This is a genomic window from Dactylosporangium fulvum (assembly GCF_025137375.1).
Lineage (GTDB): Bacteria > Actinomycetota > Actinomycetes > Mycobacteriales > Micromonosporaceae > Dactylosporangium > Dactylosporangium fulvum.
Window position 1 is genome coordinate 6,622,021 of record NZ_CP073720.1, and the last position, 16,488, is coordinate 6,638,508.

General features: G+C 71.0%; 15 protein-coding genes. 4 read left to right on the plus strand and 11 right to left on the minus strand.

What is annotated here, in order from left to right; all coding sequences use genetic code 11:
* Window positions 1-855: a 5'/3'-nucleotidase SurE gene (gene surE / locus Dfulv_RS30585; RefSeq protein ID WP_259857260.1), complete on the minus strand. Its 855-nt coding sequence runs from the start codon at window positions 853-855 to the stop codon at window positions 1-3.
* 28 nt (window positions 856-883) lie between these two features.
* A complete protein-coding gene (locus Dfulv_RS30590; RefSeq protein WP_259857261.1) occupies window positions 884-1,537 on the minus strand; it encodes an SIMPL domain-containing protein in 654 nt (217 codons plus the stop codon).
* A 1,279-nt stretch (window positions 1,538-2,816) separates the two neighbouring features.
* On the opposite strand from Dfulv_RS30590, the gene Dfulv_RS30595 reads away from it, so the two are divergent.
* A complete protein-coding gene (locus tag Dfulv_RS30595) occupies window positions 2,817-3,311 on the plus strand; it encodes a YybH family protein (RefSeq protein ID WP_259857262.1) in 495 nt (164 codons plus the stop codon).
* A gap of 195 nt (window positions 3,312-3,506) precedes the next feature.
* Here the strand turns inward: Dfulv_RS30595 and Dfulv_RS30600 are convergent, their stop codons facing one another.
* Window positions 3,507-4,115 carry a DUF1707 SHOCT-like domain-containing protein gene (locus tag Dfulv_RS30600; protein WP_259857263.1) on the minus strand — a complete coding sequence of 203 codons (609 nt, stop codon included), beginning with the start codon at window positions 4,113-4,115 and terminating at the stop codon, window positions 3,507-3,509.
* Between the two features lie 206 nt (window positions 4,116-4,321).
* Here Dfulv_RS30600 and Dfulv_RS30605 point away from each other — a divergent pair, with 206 nt between their 5' ends.
* The 3 genes from Dfulv_RS30605 to Dfulv_RS30615 all read left to right on the plus strand — a co-directional run bounded on the left by Dfulv_RS30605 (window position 4,322) and on the right by Dfulv_RS30615 (window position 7,218).
* Window positions 4,322-5,611, plus strand: a complete 1,290-nt coding sequence (locus Dfulv_RS30605) for a coiled-coil domain-containing protein (RefSeq protein ID WP_259857264.1) — start codon at window positions 4,322-4,324, stop codon at window positions 5,609-5,611.
* 265 nt (window positions 5,612-5,876) lie between these two features.
* Window positions 5,877-6,674 carry an alpha/beta hydrolase gene (locus tag Dfulv_RS30610; protein ID WP_259857265.1) on the plus strand — a complete coding sequence of 266 codons (798 nt, stop codon included), beginning with the start codon at window positions 5,877-5,879 and terminating at the stop codon, window positions 6,672-6,674.
* Between the two features lie 43 nt (window positions 6,675-6,717).
* Window positions 6,718-7,218 carry a hypothetical protein gene (locus Dfulv_RS30615; RefSeq protein WP_259857266.1) on the plus strand — a complete coding sequence of 167 codons (501 nt, stop codon included), beginning with the start codon at window positions 6,718-6,720 and terminating at the stop codon, window positions 7,216-7,218.
* A 170-nt stretch (window positions 7,219-7,388) separates the two neighbouring features.
* On the opposite strand, the gene Dfulv_RS30620 is transcribed toward Dfulv_RS30615, so the two are convergent.
* The 8 genes from Dfulv_RS30620 to Dfulv_RS30655 all read right to left on the minus strand — a co-directional run bounded on the left by Dfulv_RS30620 (window position 7,389) and on the right by Dfulv_RS30655 (window position 16,383).
* On the minus strand, window positions 7,389-8,249 hold the full coding sequence (locus Dfulv_RS30620; protein WP_259857267.1) for a potassium-transporting ATPase subunit C: 861 nt from the start codon (window positions 8,247-8,249) through the stop codon (window positions 7,389-7,391).
* A 12-nt stretch (window positions 8,250-8,261) separates the two neighbouring features.
* Window positions 8,262-10,343: a potassium-transporting ATPase subunit KdpB gene (kdpB, locus tag Dfulv_RS30625; RefSeq protein ID WP_259857268.1), complete on the minus strand. Its 2,082-nt coding sequence runs from the start codon at window positions 10,341-10,343 to the stop codon at window positions 8,262-8,264.
* Window positions 10,340-12,001, minus strand: coding sequence for a potassium-transporting ATPase subunit KdpA (gene kdpA, locus Dfulv_RS30630; protein WP_259857269.1), 1,662 nt, complete (start codon window positions 11,999-12,001; stop codon window positions 10,340-10,342). Before kdpA ends, kdpB begins: the two co-directional genes overlap by 4 nt.
* The gene (gene kdpF, locus Dfulv_RS30635; protein ID WP_259857270.1) at window positions 12,001-12,090 is read right to left on the minus strand and encodes a K(+)-transporting ATPase subunit F; all 90 of its coding nucleotides are present in this window, start codon (window positions 12,088-12,090) and stop codon (window positions 12,001-12,003) included. Before kdpF ends, kdpA begins: the two co-directional genes overlap by 1 nt.
* Window positions 12,087-12,212: a hypothetical protein gene (locus tag Dfulv_RS30640; RefSeq protein ID WP_259857271.1), complete on the minus strand. Its 126-nt coding sequence runs from the start codon at window positions 12,210-12,212 to the stop codon at window positions 12,087-12,089. Before Dfulv_RS30640 ends, kdpF begins: the two co-directional genes overlap by 4 nt.
* A 12-nt stretch (window positions 12,213-12,224) precedes the next feature.
* On the minus strand, window positions 12,225-13,880 hold the full coding sequence (locus tag Dfulv_RS30645; protein ID WP_259857272.1) for a glycosyltransferase family protein: 1,656 nt from the start codon (window positions 13,878-13,880) through the stop codon (window positions 12,225-12,227).
* A gap of 260 nt (window positions 13,881-14,140) precedes the next feature.
* Window positions 14,141-15,091: an ARPP-1 family domain-containing protein gene (locus tag Dfulv_RS30650; RefSeq protein ID WP_259857273.1), complete on the minus strand. Its 951-nt coding sequence runs from the start codon at window positions 15,089-15,091 to the stop codon at window positions 14,141-14,143.
* Window positions 15,088-16,383, minus strand: coding sequence for a hypothetical protein (locus tag Dfulv_RS30655; RefSeq protein WP_259857274.1), 1,296 nt, complete (start codon window positions 16,381-16,383; stop codon window positions 15,088-15,090). The genes Dfulv_RS30650 and Dfulv_RS30655 overlap by 4 nt, the downstream gene beginning before the upstream one ends.
* Window positions 16,384-16,488 lie beyond the last annotated feature (105 nt).

Sequence of the window (16,488 nt, forward strand, 5' to 3'; positions counted from 1 at the left end):
CTACGACAGGTCCACGGGCACCTCGACCTGCGAGTCCAGGTTCGGCGGCCGGATGGCGCTGACCACGGCGTAGCCCTGCGCGAGCCACGCCAGGTCGGTGCCGGGGACATGGCGGGCGCTGTGTTCCCTGATGGCCGTGCGGACGTATCCCTCGCCCGCCTCCGCAAGCGCCATCTGCACCTGACCGAACGGCGCCAGCGTGGCCCGGCGCAGTCCCGCGACCTCTTCGACCGGCCGGTCCGGCACGTTGAGGTTGAGGACGGTGCCGGCGGGCGCCTCCACCAGCCAATGCAGCAGCCGGCCGGCGAGCTCGGCGGCCGTCTCCCAGTGGCGGGTCTCGTCGTCGACGCTGTCCAGCTCCGCGATCGCCGCGCCGCCGGTGGCGCTGCTGCCGGTGGCGCTGCTGTCGGTGGCGCTGCTGTCGGTGGCCGGCGAGAGCACGTCGAGCGACACCGCCAGCGCGCTGATGCCGTTGTTCGCGGCCGTCAGCGCGGCGCCGACGGTGCCGGAGTGCAGAATCGCACGGCCGGCGTTGGCGCCCCGGTTGATGCCGGAGAGCACCAGGTCGGGCGCGGGCCCGAAGGCGCCGAGCCCGGCGAGGACCGCGATGTACCCCGGCGACGCCGCCACCCCGTAGGCCGGCACGTCGTCCAGCCCGCAGAGCGCGGCGTCAGCCACGACGATCCCGCCCTCCTCGGTCACCGCCGACAGCGCCGCGCTCATCCCGCTGGCCTCCCGCTGCGGCGCGGCGACGACCACGTCGAACCCGCTCTCGTGCGCCGCCTTCGCCAGCCACCGGATGCCCGGTGCGGAGACCCCGTCGTCGTTGGTGACGAGCACCCGCTTGATGTCCATAACCCATCTTTTCCCCGGGCGGGGAGGTTTACAGCACGGTCGGGTCGCTGATCGTGAACCGCGCCTCGACCGCCGCGAAGACCCGCTGGCGCTCCGGGTCGAGCTGCAGGTCGGGAGCACCGCCCGGCCCGCCGCGCTTCGCCTGGGCGGCGAACGTCTGGAAGCCGGCGACAATGGGCTCCGGGCCGCGGCTGAGCCCGGGGTCGGCCAGCTCGACGAGGGTCTCGACCCGGGCGCCGAGCGCCTCCGCGTACTCCTTCGCGCGGGCGATCGCCTCGCCGATCGCGGCCCGGCGGGTCTCCCGGTGCACCGGGCTGTCGTCGCGCAGCTTCCACGTCGGCCCGTACACGTGGGTCTGGTCCTGGTCGGCGATGGTAAGCATGAGCTCACCGAGCACCGTGAGGTCCCTGACGGTCACGGTCGTCGACACGCTGCCGGCATAGGCGGTGACCTTCTCGCCGCGGCGGGCGTTCTCGGGGTGCACGTGCAGGCCGCCGGACTCGCGCCGCTCGATCGCCTCGGCGTAGCGGTCGAGGAACTGCCGCAGGCCGTCGGCGCGCTCCCGCAGCCGGGCCAGCGCGGCCTGCCGGTCCTTGTCCCGGGCGGCGACGATCACCGTAAACTCGGCGAGCTCCGGCTCGACGTCCCGCACAGCTTCCCCACGCACCACGACCGTCGTCATGCTGCTCAGCCTAGGCCGTCTTGATCTGTTGGAAGGATGTGGCGGCCTCGGCAAGTGGCCCTGGCCGCGGGTTTCGACGTTCTTCGTCGCGTCCGTTGCGCCCTTCAGGGTTCCGCCCACGTGATCGCGAACTTGCCGCAATCATGGCCAGGCGCCGGGGCGAAGCGCGCGGACGTGGCCGCCAGTTCCATGATCGTGGAGCGTTTGTGTAGCCAGGGAGCTGTTGCGCAATTCGCTGGGACAGCGTCGGCGGCCCAACTACGCGCCGATCTTGGAGTTGTGGCGCCATGAACCTCCAAATTTGTCCGGGTTTGTCAAGGACCACAACTCCAAGATCGGCGCGGTTGTCGGGGTTGACGCGCGAGGGATCCGAATTGCGCGACAGGCTCCAGGGGTGCATAAACGCTCCACGATCATGAAACGGTGGCCGAACCGCCCGACCGCGTCCTAAACGCAACGGCGTTGGCGGCGCCGGAGCCTCCATGACCGTGAGCGATTGGGGGTTGTCGTCGTGGGTTTCGGCCGGTTTGTGGCCGTGATCGCGATCCGTTCGCGATCACGGGTGCGGCGGTTGAGTCTGGCCGGGTGGTGCGGCTGCGGTTCTTAGATCAAGGGAAACTTCGGGCTGCCTGGACAGGCAGATGTTTCCGACGATCAAGCAACCCGGGTCAAGCCAGGCGCGGAGCACGGCCGACCGCACCACGAGGCCACGCGGCGCGGCCCTGCGGCACGGCGCGGCACGGCGCGGCCCTGACACGAATCTTCACATGATCACGAAGACTTGATGCACCCCTGGCTACACCAACTCTCCGTGTTCATGAAACTGTGGCCGCCGGGCTCGGCGTGATCGCGAACGCATCGCGATCATGAGCCGCAGCCCACCGGAGCCCGCGCGGCAACGCCGAGCTTCCGCGATCACGACCACAACCAGCCGGAACCCGCGCGGCAACGCCCAGCCTCCGCGACCACGGCCGCAGCCCGCCGGAACCCGCGCGGCAACGCCCAGCCTCCGCGACCACGGCCGCAGCCCGCCGGAACCCGCGCGGCAACGCCCAGCCTCCGCGACCACGACCAGCCGGAACCCACGCGGCGACGCCCGGCCTCCGCGACCACGAGTCCGGCCGGCGACTGGCCCGAGCAGGGTGCCGACCGTGGTGGAGTTCGGCGGCCCGCCGACCGGATCCACCCATCGATCAATGATCGCTGGAAGGCTGATGCTGCGGGTGAGCGGCGGCCGGTGGCGCTGCCCGTCCACCCGCCGGCGGGCTACGGTGCCGACGTGTCTGATCTCGTCGACTACAACTTCGGCCCGGACAGCCGCAACCGTCTCGCCGAGACGTCGCGGCGCAGCGCCGACGGGGCGATCGCGGCGCTGGAGACCTTCTACTACGCGCTGAACAACGCCGACCTCGACGTGCTCGCCGAGATATGGTCGGACGACGACCTGGCGCAGGTCGACAACCCGGTCGGCGGGATCGTGCGGTCCGGCCGGGCGGTCGTCGACATGTACCGACACTTGTTCGACAGCGGCGTCCAGCTGGACATCACCTTCACCGACGCCGCGACATACTGGTCGCCGGACGCCGCCATGTTCGCCGGTCGGGAGGTCGGCCACTACACGAACGCCGAGGGCGAACACGTGCCGCTGGAGTTCCGCACCAGTCGATACTTCACCTGGCACCCGCGCCACGAACGCTGGCGCCAACTCCACCACCACGGCAGCATGGACGACCCGTCGGCGCTGCACGACTATCAGCAGGCCGCCCTTCGCTAGCGACAGCGCTCCCCTGCCGGCCGTCCCGGCCGGATGTCCCAGCTGCACGCTTCACCCGCCGGTGCTGCCTGCTTCCGCCCGGCTGTCCGCTCTTGCCTGCTTCTTCCCCCGGCCCGCGCTCGTTCCCGACGCTGCCGCCTCCCCCGGCCCGCGCTCGTTCCCGACGCTGCCACTTCCCACGGCCCGCGCTCGCCCCTAACGCTGCTGTTTACGCCTGGGTTTGCGTTGGACCGTGACGCCGCCCCAGAACGCGAATCCGGTGACGACGATCCGCGGCGCACCGTGCCGGCTGCTGCCGGCGGCGCCGTGGTCGAAGCCGCCCATCAGGCCCATGCCGGTGACCTGCACGTCGGCGTCCTCCGGCACGATGACCGAGACGCCGCCCATGACCGCGAACGCCCGGATCGTCACCTCACCGTGCAGCATGCGCGCCTCGCGCAGATCGACCGTGCCGCCGCCCCAGAACGCGAGGCAGCTGAACTTCCGCGGCGGGATCCACGAACCCCGGCGCGAGAAGCCGCTCATGACGGCGACCGCCCACCCGCTGCGCCGGACCTCACCCGGCCGCGGAGGCACCCCGTCGAGCGGCACCGACGACGCGGCTGGGCTCGGCAGGTCACGCACCAGCGGCTCCAGCTCCGCATAGGTGCGGGAGGCATACACGGCGTGCAGCCGCACGTCGACCTCGTCGAGATCGAGCCGGCCCTCCGCGGCGGCCGATCGCAGGACCTCCGCCACCCGTTCACGGTCGGCGTCGGACGCCCGCATCTGCTTAGGATCGACCCGCTCCGGTAGATCGGCCATGAGCCGAAATCCTAGACCCCGATCCGGTACGGACGATGCCCGTCCACTGACGGTTACTCATCACGACACGCACCGTAACGAGACTTGCGTCAGACCCCGGTAGCGATTTGGATGTGCAGTCGGGCGGCGCTGTTCCGTGAGCCGCCGACATCTCACCTTCCCGATCGTATGGAGGATGGCACATGTCCCACGGCGGGGAGCTGTCAGTGCAGCACGAGGACACGGGTTCGCGCCCGGCTTTCGCCCAGGTCATGCGCGGCTATGACAAACGGCAGGTCGACCTGCACGTCGCCCAGATGGACCGGCAGCTCGCCGGCCTGACCGCCGAGCGCAAGCGCGTCGTCGGGCAGGCGCAGGAGCTGTCCTCACAGGTGCAGGACCTCTCCGCGCAGCTCAAGCAGGCCCAGGCGGAGCTCGCCGAGGCACGGCAGCGGCCCGCGCGCGTCGACCGGGCGTCGTTCCGTCACCTCGGCCCAATGGTCGACCAGATCCTCGCACTGGCCGAGAAGCAGGCCGGGCTGATCATCGAGCAGTCGGAGCAGAAGGCCGCCGAGCAACAGGGCGAGGCCGAAAAGGCACTGAAGGAGGCGCAGGAGCGCGCCGACAAGCTCATCGCCGACGGTGAGGCCGCGCACGAGCGTTCCGTGCAGGAGGCGGAGCGGATCAACGAGCAGAGCCGCGAGCACCTCGACAAGACCCGCAAAGAGGCGGACGCCCTCGCCGAGGCGGCCCGCCAGCAGGTCCTCCAGGAGGTCAAGACCGGCCGTGCGCAAGCCCAGCAGGAGCTGGCGCAGTGGAAGGCGACCGCGAAGCGCGAGATCGAGGAAATGCGGGCCAACGCCGATCGCGAGATCACCGAGCTGCGGGCCAACGTCGAGCGGGAGATCACCCAGCAGCGCAGCATGGCCGACCAGAAGAGCGCTGCGCTGCACGCCGAGGCCCAGAAATACGCCTCCGACGTGCGCAAGCGTGCCGATGAGCAGGCCGCGACCGCTCAGCAGCAGCTCACGATCGTGCAGCAGGACATCCAGGCGCGGCAGAAGGCGCTGACGCAGCTGCAGACCGAGTTCGACGCCGTCCAGCAGCAGCTGGGCGAGGCGCGTCGCGAGGGCACCACGCTCAACCGCGAGGTCACCTCCCTGCAGCAGCGGCTCACGGACGTCAAGCAGAACCTCGCGAGCGAGCTCACCCGGCTGGAGCACGCCCGCCAGGCCGCCGACTCGGCCGAGCGGCACGCCAAGGAGGTCCGCGCCCGGGTGCAGCGCGAGGCGAAGCGGGTCGCCGACCTGGCCGCCGCCGCGGTCATGGCCGCCGCCGCGGGTGGTGCCGACACGGGTGAGTACCCGAAGGTGCCCGTCCGCACGCTCGCCGAGCCCCACGCCGACAACGCCGTCCCGGCCCCGCGCGACCCGCAGCCGGCCGCTGTTGCTGCCGGTGGCGCCGGTGGCGCCGACGCGGACGGCTCGTCCCGGCGCGAGGAGATCGAGAAGGCATAACCCGGTCCCCGCGGGCTTCGTCGGCCCGGCGCAGCAACGCCGGGCCGGGCACGGGAGTGCCGAGACGACGAAGCCCGCCGGGAGCACAACAAGACCGAGACGGCGTCGCCCGACACGGGCGGCGCCGTCGTCCGTGTCGCACAGCCCGGCATCCAGCGCCTCGGCCGTGCCCGACACGAGCAGACCGGCGCGAGCAGACCCGCACGAGCAGGACGGCGGGGTGGCACAGGCGTAGCCGGGCACCGGGCGGGTAGGGCCACGCGTCATGACGATCACGCGTGGGGTCGCAGTCGCACTGCTTGCCGCGGCGGTGGTGGTCGGGGTCGGGCCGGCCGCCTCGGCGGCACCCACCGCGCCCGGGCCGTGCGCGGTCAAACCCACCGTCGTGCTCGTGCACGGGGCCTGGGCCGGGACGTCCAGTTGGACCGGGGAGATCGAGCGGCTCCAGCGTGACGGGTACAAGGTGCGCGCCTTCGCGAACCCGCTCCGCGGGCTGACCGGGGACGCGGCCGCGGCGGCGGCGTTCCTGGGGACCATCAGAGGGCCGGTGGTGCTGGTCGGGCACTCGTACGGCGGGTCGGTCATCACCAACGCCGCCGCCGGGAACGGCAACGTCCGGGCCCTCGTCTACGTCGACGCCGCCGCGCCCGCCGCCGGCGAGACCACCGGTCAGCTGAGCGGCAAGGGCTCCGCTCTGGCGGCGGACCCGGCCACACTCTACGACCGGGTCGGTGGCGACCTCTACCTGAAGGAGAAGGTGTTCCTGCAGTCGTTCGCACCGGACGTACCACCCGAAACCGCCACGACGCTGTGGGCCGGTCAACGCCCGGCCGCGATGGCCGCCTTCACCACGAAGTCGGCGCAGGAGGCCTGGCGGTCCATCCCGTCCTGGTACGTCATCGGCGAAGCCGACCGCATCATCACCCCTGCCTCCCAGCGGGCGATGGCCCAGCGCGCCCGCGCGAAGATCGCCGTGGTGCCGGACGGCTCGCACCTCACGCTCGTCTCCCATCCGCAGCCGGTCACCGACCAGATCCTGAACGCCGCCCGCGCCACCTGCTGAGCCGGCCACAGCGGGTGGCGGCCGGGCCCTAACCTTGAGGGCCATGGATGCAGCGACGACCAGCGCCGTGGTCCTGCCGCTCGTCGGTGTCGTGCTCGGCACCGCCGGCACGCTCGTCGGCCAGTTCCTCGCGACCCGGGGCGAGCGCCGGCGGCACACCGCGGACCTGGCCGCGGCGGCACGGGCCGAGCGCAAGCAGGCCGTCGTCGACTTCCTGTCGGCGGCCCAGCGCGTCGAGCGGGTGATCGACAACGCGCAGCACCGCAGCCACTCCGCCGACCGCGACACCGTCGACGAGCTGCTGCACTCGCTGTGGCTGTCGAAGAAGCTGCTGGAGCTCGTCTGCGGGCACGACGTGGCCTCGACGGCGCACCGGTTCACCTCGACGCTGGAGAACATGGCCCGCGGCGGCGCCGACCTCACCGACCGGCAGCGCGCCAACCGCGCCGAGTTCATGGAGTCGGCCCGCTGTGAGCTCGGCATCGACGGCCCGCGCCTCTACCCGGTGGGCGCCGGACGCCGGGGCGTCGAAGGGCCAGAATAACGACGGATGCCGTTGGGTACCGCACCGGCGTGAAGGTCGCCGTCGTCGCGCATCGAAAAAGTCGCTCGGAGGTGGGCTCAACGAGCTGCGCCGCGGGCGTCGGGGCACCGGACTGGTACGAGGTACCGAAGAGCAGCGCACCATGGACCTGGTGGCGGCGCGGTGGGCCGTCAGCCGCCGGCCTGCTGGGCAGCGTCCAGCGCCAGGTTGAGCTCGAGGACGTTGACCGCCGGCTCGCCCATGAATCCGAGGGCGCGGCCGGTGGTGTGTTCGTCGACGAGGCGGCGCACCTCGGAGAGCGGCACGCGCCGGGTGGCCGCGACGCGGGGTGCCTGGAGACGGGCGTAGGCGACGCTGATGTGCGGGTCGAGGCCGCTGCCGCTGGCGGTCACCGCGTCGGCCGGGACGGCCGGCTTGTCCGGGGCGTCGCCGTGGACGGGGGTGGTGACGCCCTTGCTGTAGTCCTCGCCGGGCTTGGCGCACTCGACGGTGACACCCTGCCAGCTGGTGACGAACGGGGTCGCGGGGCATGCCTCGTTGAGGCTCACGGCGCGGGTGACCGGGCCGGTGGAGCCGTCGCGGTGGAACACGGCGAGGACCGCGCCGACGCCGTCCGATGTGCAGTACGGCCGCCTGCCGTCGACGCCTTCGAGTTCGCCGATCGCCTTGCTGCGCGAGCAGACCAGGGTGAGCAGGCTCGCTCTACCGGGGGAGTCCACGACGCTCTCCGGGCCGAGGTTGCTGGCACCCGTCGCCGTCGGGTCGTAGCCGCCACCGGCGGCGGACGGGCGCGACTGGAAGTACTGCCGCAGCGGGTTGCCCAGCGTGTCGGTGAAGGACTGGCCGATGCGGCTGCTGCCGACGGTCCTGCCGTCCCTGCGGATGAGCGAGCCGTCGGCGTTGCCGGCCAGGCCCGGGATGCGGGCGACGGCGACCATGAACAAGGGATAGGCCAGGCCGAGCACGACGGTGAGGACGACGACCGCGCGCAGGGCCGCGAAATGATGGGCCAGCCAGGCCGGGAGCCGCATGCGGGATGCCTCTCAGACGCCCGGGACGTACCGGATGAGGAGGTCGATGAGCTTGATGCCGATGAAGGGGACGATGATGCCGCCGAGGCCGTAGACGAGCAGGTTGCGGCGCAGCATGGCGGCGGCGCTGCCGGGCCGGTACCGCACACCGCGCAGGGCGAGCGGGATGAGCGCGACGATGATGACGGCGTTGAAGATGACCGCGGAGAGGATCGCCGATTCGGGTGAGGCCAGGCGCATGATGTTGAGCTTGTCGAGACCGGGGTAGATCGCGGCGAACATCGCCGGGATGATCGCGAAGTACTTGGCGATGTCGTTGGCGATGGAGAACGTGGTCAACGCGCCGCGGGTGATGAGCAACTGCTTGCCGATCTCGACGATCTCGATGAGTTTCGTCGGGTCGGAGTCGAGGTCGACCATGTTGCCGGCCTCCTTCGCCGCCGAGGTGCCGGTGTTCATCGCGACCCCGACATCGGCCTGGGCCAGCGCCGGGGCGTCGTTGGTACCGTCACCGGTCATCGCGACGAGCTTGCCGCCCTGCTGCTCCTTCTTGATCAGCGCCATCTTGTCCTCGGGCGCCGCCTCGGCCAGAAAGTCGTCGACCCCGGCCTCCTCCGCGATCGCCCGAGCGGTCAGCGCGTTGTCACCGGTGATCATCACCGTGCGGATCCCGAGCCGGCGCATCTCGTCGAACCGCTGCCGCATGCCCTGCTTCACCACGTCCTTGAGGTGAATGACGCCCAGGGCACGGGCCGGCTCGTCCGCGACGCGCTCGGCGACCACCAGCGGCGTGCCGCCCGACGACGAGACCGCGTCGACGATCGCCCCCACGTCGTTCGCCGGACGGCCGCCGTGTTCACGGACCCACCGCATGACGGCCGCGGCGGCGCCCTTGCGGATCTGGCGGCCCTCGATGTCAACACCGGACATGCGGGTCTGCGCCGTGAACGGCACCCAGACGGCACCGGTGACGTCCCGTTCCCGCAGGCCGTGGTGCTCCTTCGCGTACACGACGATGCTGCGCCCCTCCGGCGTCGCGTCGGCGAGACTGGACAACTGGGCGGCCTCCGCAAGCTCCTGCACGCCGACCCCTTCCACCGGCAGCAGGTCACCGGCCTGCCGGTTGCCGAGGGTGATGGTGCCGGTCTTGTCCAGCAGCAGCGTGTTCACATCACCGGCCGCCTCGACCGCCCGACCGGACATGGCAAGCACGTTGCGCTGCACCAACCGATCCATACCAGCGATACCGATCGCCGACAGCAACGCCCCGATCGTCGTCGGAATCAGACAGACCAACAGCGACACCAGCACAATCCCGGCCACCCCGTCGGCATTCAGCGCCGCAGAATCCGGGGCGAACGCCCGCACCCCCTTCGAGAAAATCGCGAGAGGCTGCAGAGTCGCCACGGCAAGCAGAAAAACGATGGTGAGCGAAGCGAGCAGGATGTTCAACGCGATCTCGTTCGGCGTCTTCTGCCGATTCGCACCCTCAACCAACGCGATCATCCGATCGATGAAACTCTCCCCCGGCCGCTGCGTGATCCGCACGACAATCCGGTCCGACAACACCTTCGTCCCACCGGTCACCGCCGACCGGTCACCACCGGACTCCCGGATCACCGGCGCCGACTCACCGGTGATGGCCGACTCATCAACCGACGCGATACCCTCGATCACATCACCGTCACCCGGAATGACCTGCCCAGCCTCCACCACCACCACATCACCCCGCCGCAACTCCGGCGCCGGCACCGGCTCCTCGACACCGCCGACCAACCGCCGGGCCACAGTGTCCTGCTTCGCCCGGCGCAACGTGTCCGCCTGCGCCTTACCCCGCCCCTCGGCAACAGCCTCGGCAAGATTGGCGAACAGCACCGTCAGCCACAGCCACACCGCGATCGCCCACGCGAACACACTCGGATGAACAACGGCGAGAACCGTCGTGAACACCGAACCGACCTCAACGATGAACATCACCGGGTTACGCCACAGCGTCGCCGGGTTGAGCTTGCGCAACGCGTCGGGCAGCGACTTCCACAACTGGGCCGGGTCGAGCAGACCGCCGGCGACACGGCCCCGTGCCGCCGCGGTCACTGGATGCCTTCCGCAAGCGGCGCCAGCGCGAGCGCCGGCAGGTAGGTCAGCGCGACCACGATGACGGTCACCGCCACGACCATGCCGACGAACAGCGGCTGGTAGGTCCGCAGGGTCCCGCTGGACTGGGGCACCGGCCGCTGCCGGGCGAGCGACCCGGCCAGGCCGAGCACGAAGATGATCGGCAGGAACCGGCCGAACAGCATGCACAGCCCGAGGGCGATGTTGTAGAAGGGCGTGTCGGCACTGAGGCCCGCGAAGGCGGAGCCGTTGTTGTTCGACGCCGAGGTGAACGCGTAGAGCACCTCGGAGAGGCCGTGCGCGCCGGTGTTGAGCATCGACGAGCGCGCGGTGGCCGAGCCCATCGCGACCGCGGTGCCGACCAGGACCAGCGCGGGGGTCGTGAGCAGGTAGAGCGACGCGAACTTGATCTCCCGCGAACCGATCTTCTTACCCAGATACTCCGGCGTACGACCCACCATGAGCCCCGCGACAAAAACCGTGATGACGGCGAGCATCAACATGCCGTACAACCCCGAACCCACACCACCCGGAGCCACCTCACCCAGCATCATGTTCAACATCGTGATCATGCCGCCCAACGCCGTGTACGAGTCGTGGAACGAGTTCACCGCACCCGTCGACGTCAACGTGGTGACCGCCCCGAACGTCGCCGACTGGGACACCCCGAAGCGGCTCTCCGTGCCTTCCGTACTGGCGCCCGCGGCCGTCGGGACGGTGCCACCGTGGGCCAACTGGAGGGCGTTGATCGCGACAACGCTGGCGATCGCGATGATCGCCATGATGGCGGCGATCGCCAGGCCCTGCCGCTTGTCGCCCACCATCCGCCCGAACACACGAGGCAGCGTGAACGGGATGAACAGGATCAGGAACAACTCGATCCAGTTCGTCCAGCTCGTCGGGTTCTCGAACGGATGCGCACTGTTGGCGTTGTAGAACCCACCACCGTTCGTACCCAACTCCTTGATAACCTCCTGACTGGCCACCGGCCCGCCGGTGATGGCCTGCGACCCCCCACCCAGAGTCACCACATCGGTACCGGCGCTGAGATTCTGCACCGCACCGCCGGCGATGAGCAGGACCGCACCGATCACCGCCACGGGCAGCAGGATCCGCACACAGACCCGCACCAGGTCGACCCAGAAGTTCCCGAGCCGATCCGTCCTCGACCGGGCGAAACCCCGCACCAGCGCGACCGCGACGGAAATACCGACAGCGGCAGAGGCGAAGTTCTGCACCGCCAGACCCGCCATCTGCACCAGATGACCCATCGTCGACTCACCCGAATACGACTGCCAGTTCGTGTTCGTCACAAAACTGACCGCAGTGTTCCAGGCCTGGTCCGGCGCGACGGGCCGCATCCCCAGCGACAGCCACAGGTGGTTCTGCAGACGCTGGAACAGGTACAGAAACAGGATCGAGATCGCCGAAAAGGCCAGCACACTACGGGCGTAGACACCCCAGGACTGCTCACCACCGGGATTGACACCGACCGCACGGAAGAACACACGCTCGACCCCGAGATGACGCGACGAGGTGATCGCCTTGAACATGTAGTCACCGAACGGCCGATACACCACCACCAAGGCGAGGACCAGCGAGACGATGAAGACGACGCCCGCGGTGGTGGGGCTCATCAGAACCGCTCCGGAAAGAGCAGGGCAGTCACGAGATACGCCGTGACGGCGACCGCGAGGATCAGGCCGACGAGGTTCTCGACGCTCACAGCCGCTCCACCGCCCGCACCGCCAGGCCGAGCAGCGCGAACGCCGCGATCGTCAGCAGCACGAACACCACATCAGCCACGACAGCGTTTCTTGACCGCCTTTGCGGCGCCCACGCTCGCACCGCCGGATGAAATCAGCGGCCGCGGAGGTCCCAGAGCCACAGACCGCCGATCTGCCGGCCCGGGCCCACCAGGGCGTCGATCGTGGCCCGCGTCGATGCGGCCGCATCACCCTCCGGGGCCAGGATGATGGCGGTCCGCCAGTAGGCGAAGTCCGCACGGGCACGGGCGCGGTCCGCGTCGGTCACCGGGCCGCCGTGGGTGATGACGTTGTCGGTCGGGCGCCGGGGCGGGCCGACGACGGCGTGGTTGCCGTCGACCCCGCCGGCCGGGCCGAGGAAGTAGCCGTGCGACAGCCGCATGTCCAGCCCCGTCGCGGCCGACCACTGCATCGGCTGGAAGTGGTCGAACGTCGCGAGCGGCACGACCAGTACCGACTGGTCCGGCCCCACGTAGGACCGCCACTCGCCGGAGGTGATGAACGTGGGCACCGGCGGCCGCTCGATGACGCGGATCGGGGTCGGTGCGGCCGGCACCAGAATGGCGGCCACCAGGCCGATCGACAGGACCCGCGGAGCTGCCAGCCGCGACAGGCCGATGGCGGCCAGCGGCGCCACCGCCCAGGTCAGCACCTCACCGAGCCGTGTCGGCAGCAGCGTGTCGAAGAGCGGCAGGCGGTTGAGCAGCGCGTACGGCCCGGGGATGCCGATCTCCCGCCCGCGCAGGGCCGGTTCGGGCCCGAACGACAGCACGGCGAAGACGACGCCGGTGATCGCGAGCGCGCGGACCAGCCGCTCGCGCCACAGCCAGATCACCACGGCGGTGACGGCGATGACGAGCGGCCAGCCGAGGTGCCCGTGCTGCTCGGCGGAGAAGCCGGGAGCCGGCTCGTACTCGCTGATCCGCGTGGCGACGGACGTGCGGGAGAACGACGTCAGCCCGAGCAGGTCGGTGCGGAATCGGGTCATCTGCGGCTCGCCGCCGTGGTAGGCGGCCGGCCCGGCGAACTGCCACCACAGCGGGTACGCCAGGACCACCAGCGCCGCGACGGCCGAGACCCCGAGGCCGGCGAGCATCGGCCGCCATCCGGTCAGCGGCTCGTACAGCAACACGAAGAGCCCTGCCGCGAGCGCGGTGATGAACAGGGTCTCCTCGTTGATGAACGCCTGCCAGACCACGAGTGCGGCCAGGATGAGCCCGTTGCGCAGCCAGCGCCCCTCCTCGCGGAGCTTCAGCAGGCGCCAGACGATGACCGGCACGAGGAACTGCGCGGTGAGGTTCGGGTGGAACGTGGCGTGGTTGGCGACGCTGGGCGCGAAGCCGCCGATGAGCCCACCGACCCAGGCGGCGGCCGGGTGGCCGGGAACGACGTGCCGGGAGAGCAGCCAGTACCAGGCGGCGGCCGTCCCGGCGACCGTGAGCACGACGAGCACGTCGAAGGAGATCCCGGGTCCGAACAGCAGCGTCACCGGCGCCATCGGCACGCCGAGGCCGAGCATCGTCGTGTTGGCCATGGCGTTGACGCCGACCGGGGCGTTGAGCTCGTTGATGAAAAACGGGTTGTCGCCGTGGACGACCACACGCGCGGCGAACCTCAGGAAGTATTCGGCGAGGATGCGGTCGCCGGGGGTATACGGCACCCGGTCGCCGGGGTTTGCGAGCAGCCTGATGCAGAGCAGCGCAGCCCCGAGGACGTAGCTGCCCACCGCTGGGAGATCAGTTCGCCGCATGTTCGCGCCCTGCACCATACACAACGTGATCGCCACGAACGAGAACCGCCCCGGCGTCCGGAGGGGTTCGGACGCCGGGGCGGGCGGCTTGTGATGGCGGGTGGGGCGGCCAGCGCCGTGGCGACATTACACGCAACCACCGTGCTGAACGATGTTGTCATTTACCCCGATCTGGAATCGGAGGGGCTATCGACCGGGCCTGGCTCAGTCCCGCCATCGAGATCAGTCAACCGCGGACCGGGCCCGCGGTCAACCGGATTTCACGCGGCCAGTGTGAACAGCGACGCGTAGACCAGCCGCCGGCCGTCGGTCACGATCTGGCCGCCCACCGACTCACCGAGCACAGTGGACAGTCGCAGGTCGAGGTACCGCTCCTCCTCGACCGGCTCGCCCGGCCGCCACGCGGCGCGCGCCAGCCACCCGCCCACCTCGTCGGCGACCGCGCGGCGACGCTCCGCGAGCGCGGTGCGCAGCCCGTCGAGGCCGTCGACCTCGAACGGCTCGGCCGGCGTCTCCGGTGCCGCGTCCGAGAACCACGCCGCCGGCCCGTAGGCGAAGCAGACCAGCGCCATCCAGACCTCGGCGAAGTACACCGGGTCGGGCGCGATCTCGACGCCGGCGAGTCGGTCGCCGACGAAGAAGAGCGCGCCGAGCTGCCCGTCGAGCAGTTCGAGACGGCTCTGGTACTGCGTGAGCCCGGCCCGCTTGCGGGTCAGCACCTGCTCCAGGTGACCGCGCCGCGGCAGGCCGTAACGCCCGTTGAACCGCGCGATGTCGCTCCACAGCTTGCTGTACTGCCGGGTGCCCCGCAGCCGCAGCGCCTCGCCGCGCAGCTCCACCGGCAGGACGAAGAACCACTGGTCGCGTCCGGCCAGGTAACCGCCCTGGCTCTCCTGCACGCAGCAGGCGTCGTCGAACCGCAGCGTCTGCCCGGCGCCGATGAACGCCGACCGGCACAGCGCGTGGTTCTGCGCCGCGTCCTGGATGTACCCCACGTGCAGCGGCACGATCGCCACGCCCGACGGCGCCGGGTTGGCCAGCTCCACCTGCCCGTAGCTGACGACACGGCCGAGCTTCAGCCCGGAGCGGGGCGGCACGATGCCGGGGTACGCGGGGCCGAAGACCGGCACCATGGTCAGCGCACCGGCCCGTTGCGGCTGCCCCAGCCGGTAGCCGGAGACGTCCGCCGGGACGACGTCGAGCACACTCATCGCGAACCTCCTTCCAGGACCCGTTCCGCCAGGATCAGGCGGCGGCGCAGCTCCGCGCCGAGCCAGCGCTCCGCCTCGGCACCTTCCACATGGGACAGCACCCACAGCACCAGCGCCGCCAGGTCGTCGGAGTGCCAGAACGAGCGCTGCGGCAGGCGCGGCGCGGGCCGGCGCAGCGTCAGGTCGTCGGCGTGGCCGAACGTCGCCTGGCAGAACACGACCGGCGTGTGCACCCCGACCCGCGGCAGCGTCTCAGCTACCCGGGCCAGGTCGCCGGGGTAGACGTTCTCGTAGCCGTCGGACGCGACGGCGACCACGTCGGCCCCCGCCCCGACGGCGTCGAGCACCCCGGTGGCGAGGTCGGTCGCGCCGCCCGGCCGATCACCGGCGCCGCCGACGCGCACCACGACCAGCGTCTCGCACACCCGCTCGAGCACCCGCCGGAACGCATCGACCTGCGACGCCACCGCCCACTCGCGGTCGCCGTAGCCGCGCATCGACGCCGAGTCGTCGACCACCAGGGCGACCCGCCCGTGGTAGCGCGGCAGCGCCGCGGTGGCCGCGTCGAGGTATCGCCCGGCGGCCGGCTCCAGCTCGGAGCCGGGCCCGCCGCGGAACAGGTGCACCAGCGTCGCGGCGAGGTCGCCGCGGTTGGTGGCGGTGACGACGTCCGGGCGCTCGCCGGCCATGTCGAGGTCGCCGGCCGCGGCCGGCGGCGCCGTCACCGCGGTCGTGGTCACGGGCGTGTAGAGCAGCGGCACCCGTCCCGGCGCCGCGCCGAACCGGGCCAGCGCGTGCCGGACCGGCCGGCCCTCGGCGAGCTGCCGCGCGCAGGCCCGCGCGGTCCGCTTGCCGAGCGCGTGCTCGAAGCAGTCCACGGCGATGCCACGGCGGGCCCGGATGAGCTCGGCGGCGTCCGGGTGCTCCAGCAGCACGGCGAGGGCGGTCCGCGTGACGTGCCGGTGGTTGGCCCGGCGCCGCCGGACGGCCAGCAGCACGGTCAGCACGTCGGTCGGCGCGAGCCCGAGGGCCAGCACCCGGCAGACCCGCGACAGCGTCGCCCGGGTTTCGTCGTCATGGCCGGCCCACGAGCTGACCAGCAGCTGGAGCAGGACCCGGCAGCGCTGCGCGGCCAGCGCGCCGGGGACGAGGGCCGTCAGCGCATACCGCTGCGGATCCGCGCGATACCGCTCGGCGTGCAGAGCCTCGTCGTCCCACACCACGTCACCGGCGCGCGGCACGCGCACCGGCGCACCGTGCTGCTGCAGGTGGCTCACGAACTCCGCGGTCACGACGCTCCCTCCTTCCATATCGACGAACGCGTCGATATGGAAGGAGGGTAGCCGCGTGAAACTCGGTGGCTCGACAGGTATTCCGCGTGCTGCGGTCTCAGCCGC

Bases quoted from the DNA above. Each gene is read 5' to 3' on its own strand.
- Dfulv_RS30645 (WP_259857272.1), bottom strand. From the start codon at position 13,880: ATGCGGCGAACTGATCTCCCAGCGGTGGGCAGCTACGTCCTCGGGGCT.
- kdpA (WP_259857269.1), bottom strand. From the start codon at position 12,001: ATGAGCCCCACCACCGCGGGCGTCGTCTTCATCGTCTCGCTGGTCCTC.
- Dfulv_RS30610 (WP_259857265.1), top strand. From the start codon at position 5,877: ATGACGATCACGCGTGGGGTCGCAGTCGCACTGCTTGCCGCGGCGGTG.
- Dfulv_RS30590 (WP_259857261.1), bottom strand. From the start codon at position 1,537: ATGACGACGGTCGTGGTGCGTGGGGAAGCTGTGCGGGACGTCGAGCCG.
- Dfulv_RS30620 (WP_259857267.1), bottom strand. From the start codon at position 8,249: ATGCGGCTCCCGGCCTGGCTGGCCCATCATTTCGCGGCCCTGCGCGCG.
- Dfulv_RS30615 (WP_259857266.1), top strand. From the start codon at position 6,718: ATGGATGCAGCGACGACCAGCGCCGTGGTCCTGCCGCTCGTCGGTGTC.
- Dfulv_RS30650 (WP_259857273.1), bottom strand. From the start codon at position 15,091: ATGAGTGTGCTCGACGTCGTCCCGGCGGACGTCTCCGGCTACCGGCTG.
- surE (WP_259857260.1), bottom strand. From the start codon at position 855: ATGGACATCAAGCGGGTGCTCGTCACCAACGACGACGGGGTCTCCGCA.
- Dfulv_RS30600 (WP_259857263.1), bottom strand. From the start codon at position 4,115: ATGGCCGATCTACCGGAGCGGGTCGATCCTAAGCAGATGCGGGCGTCC.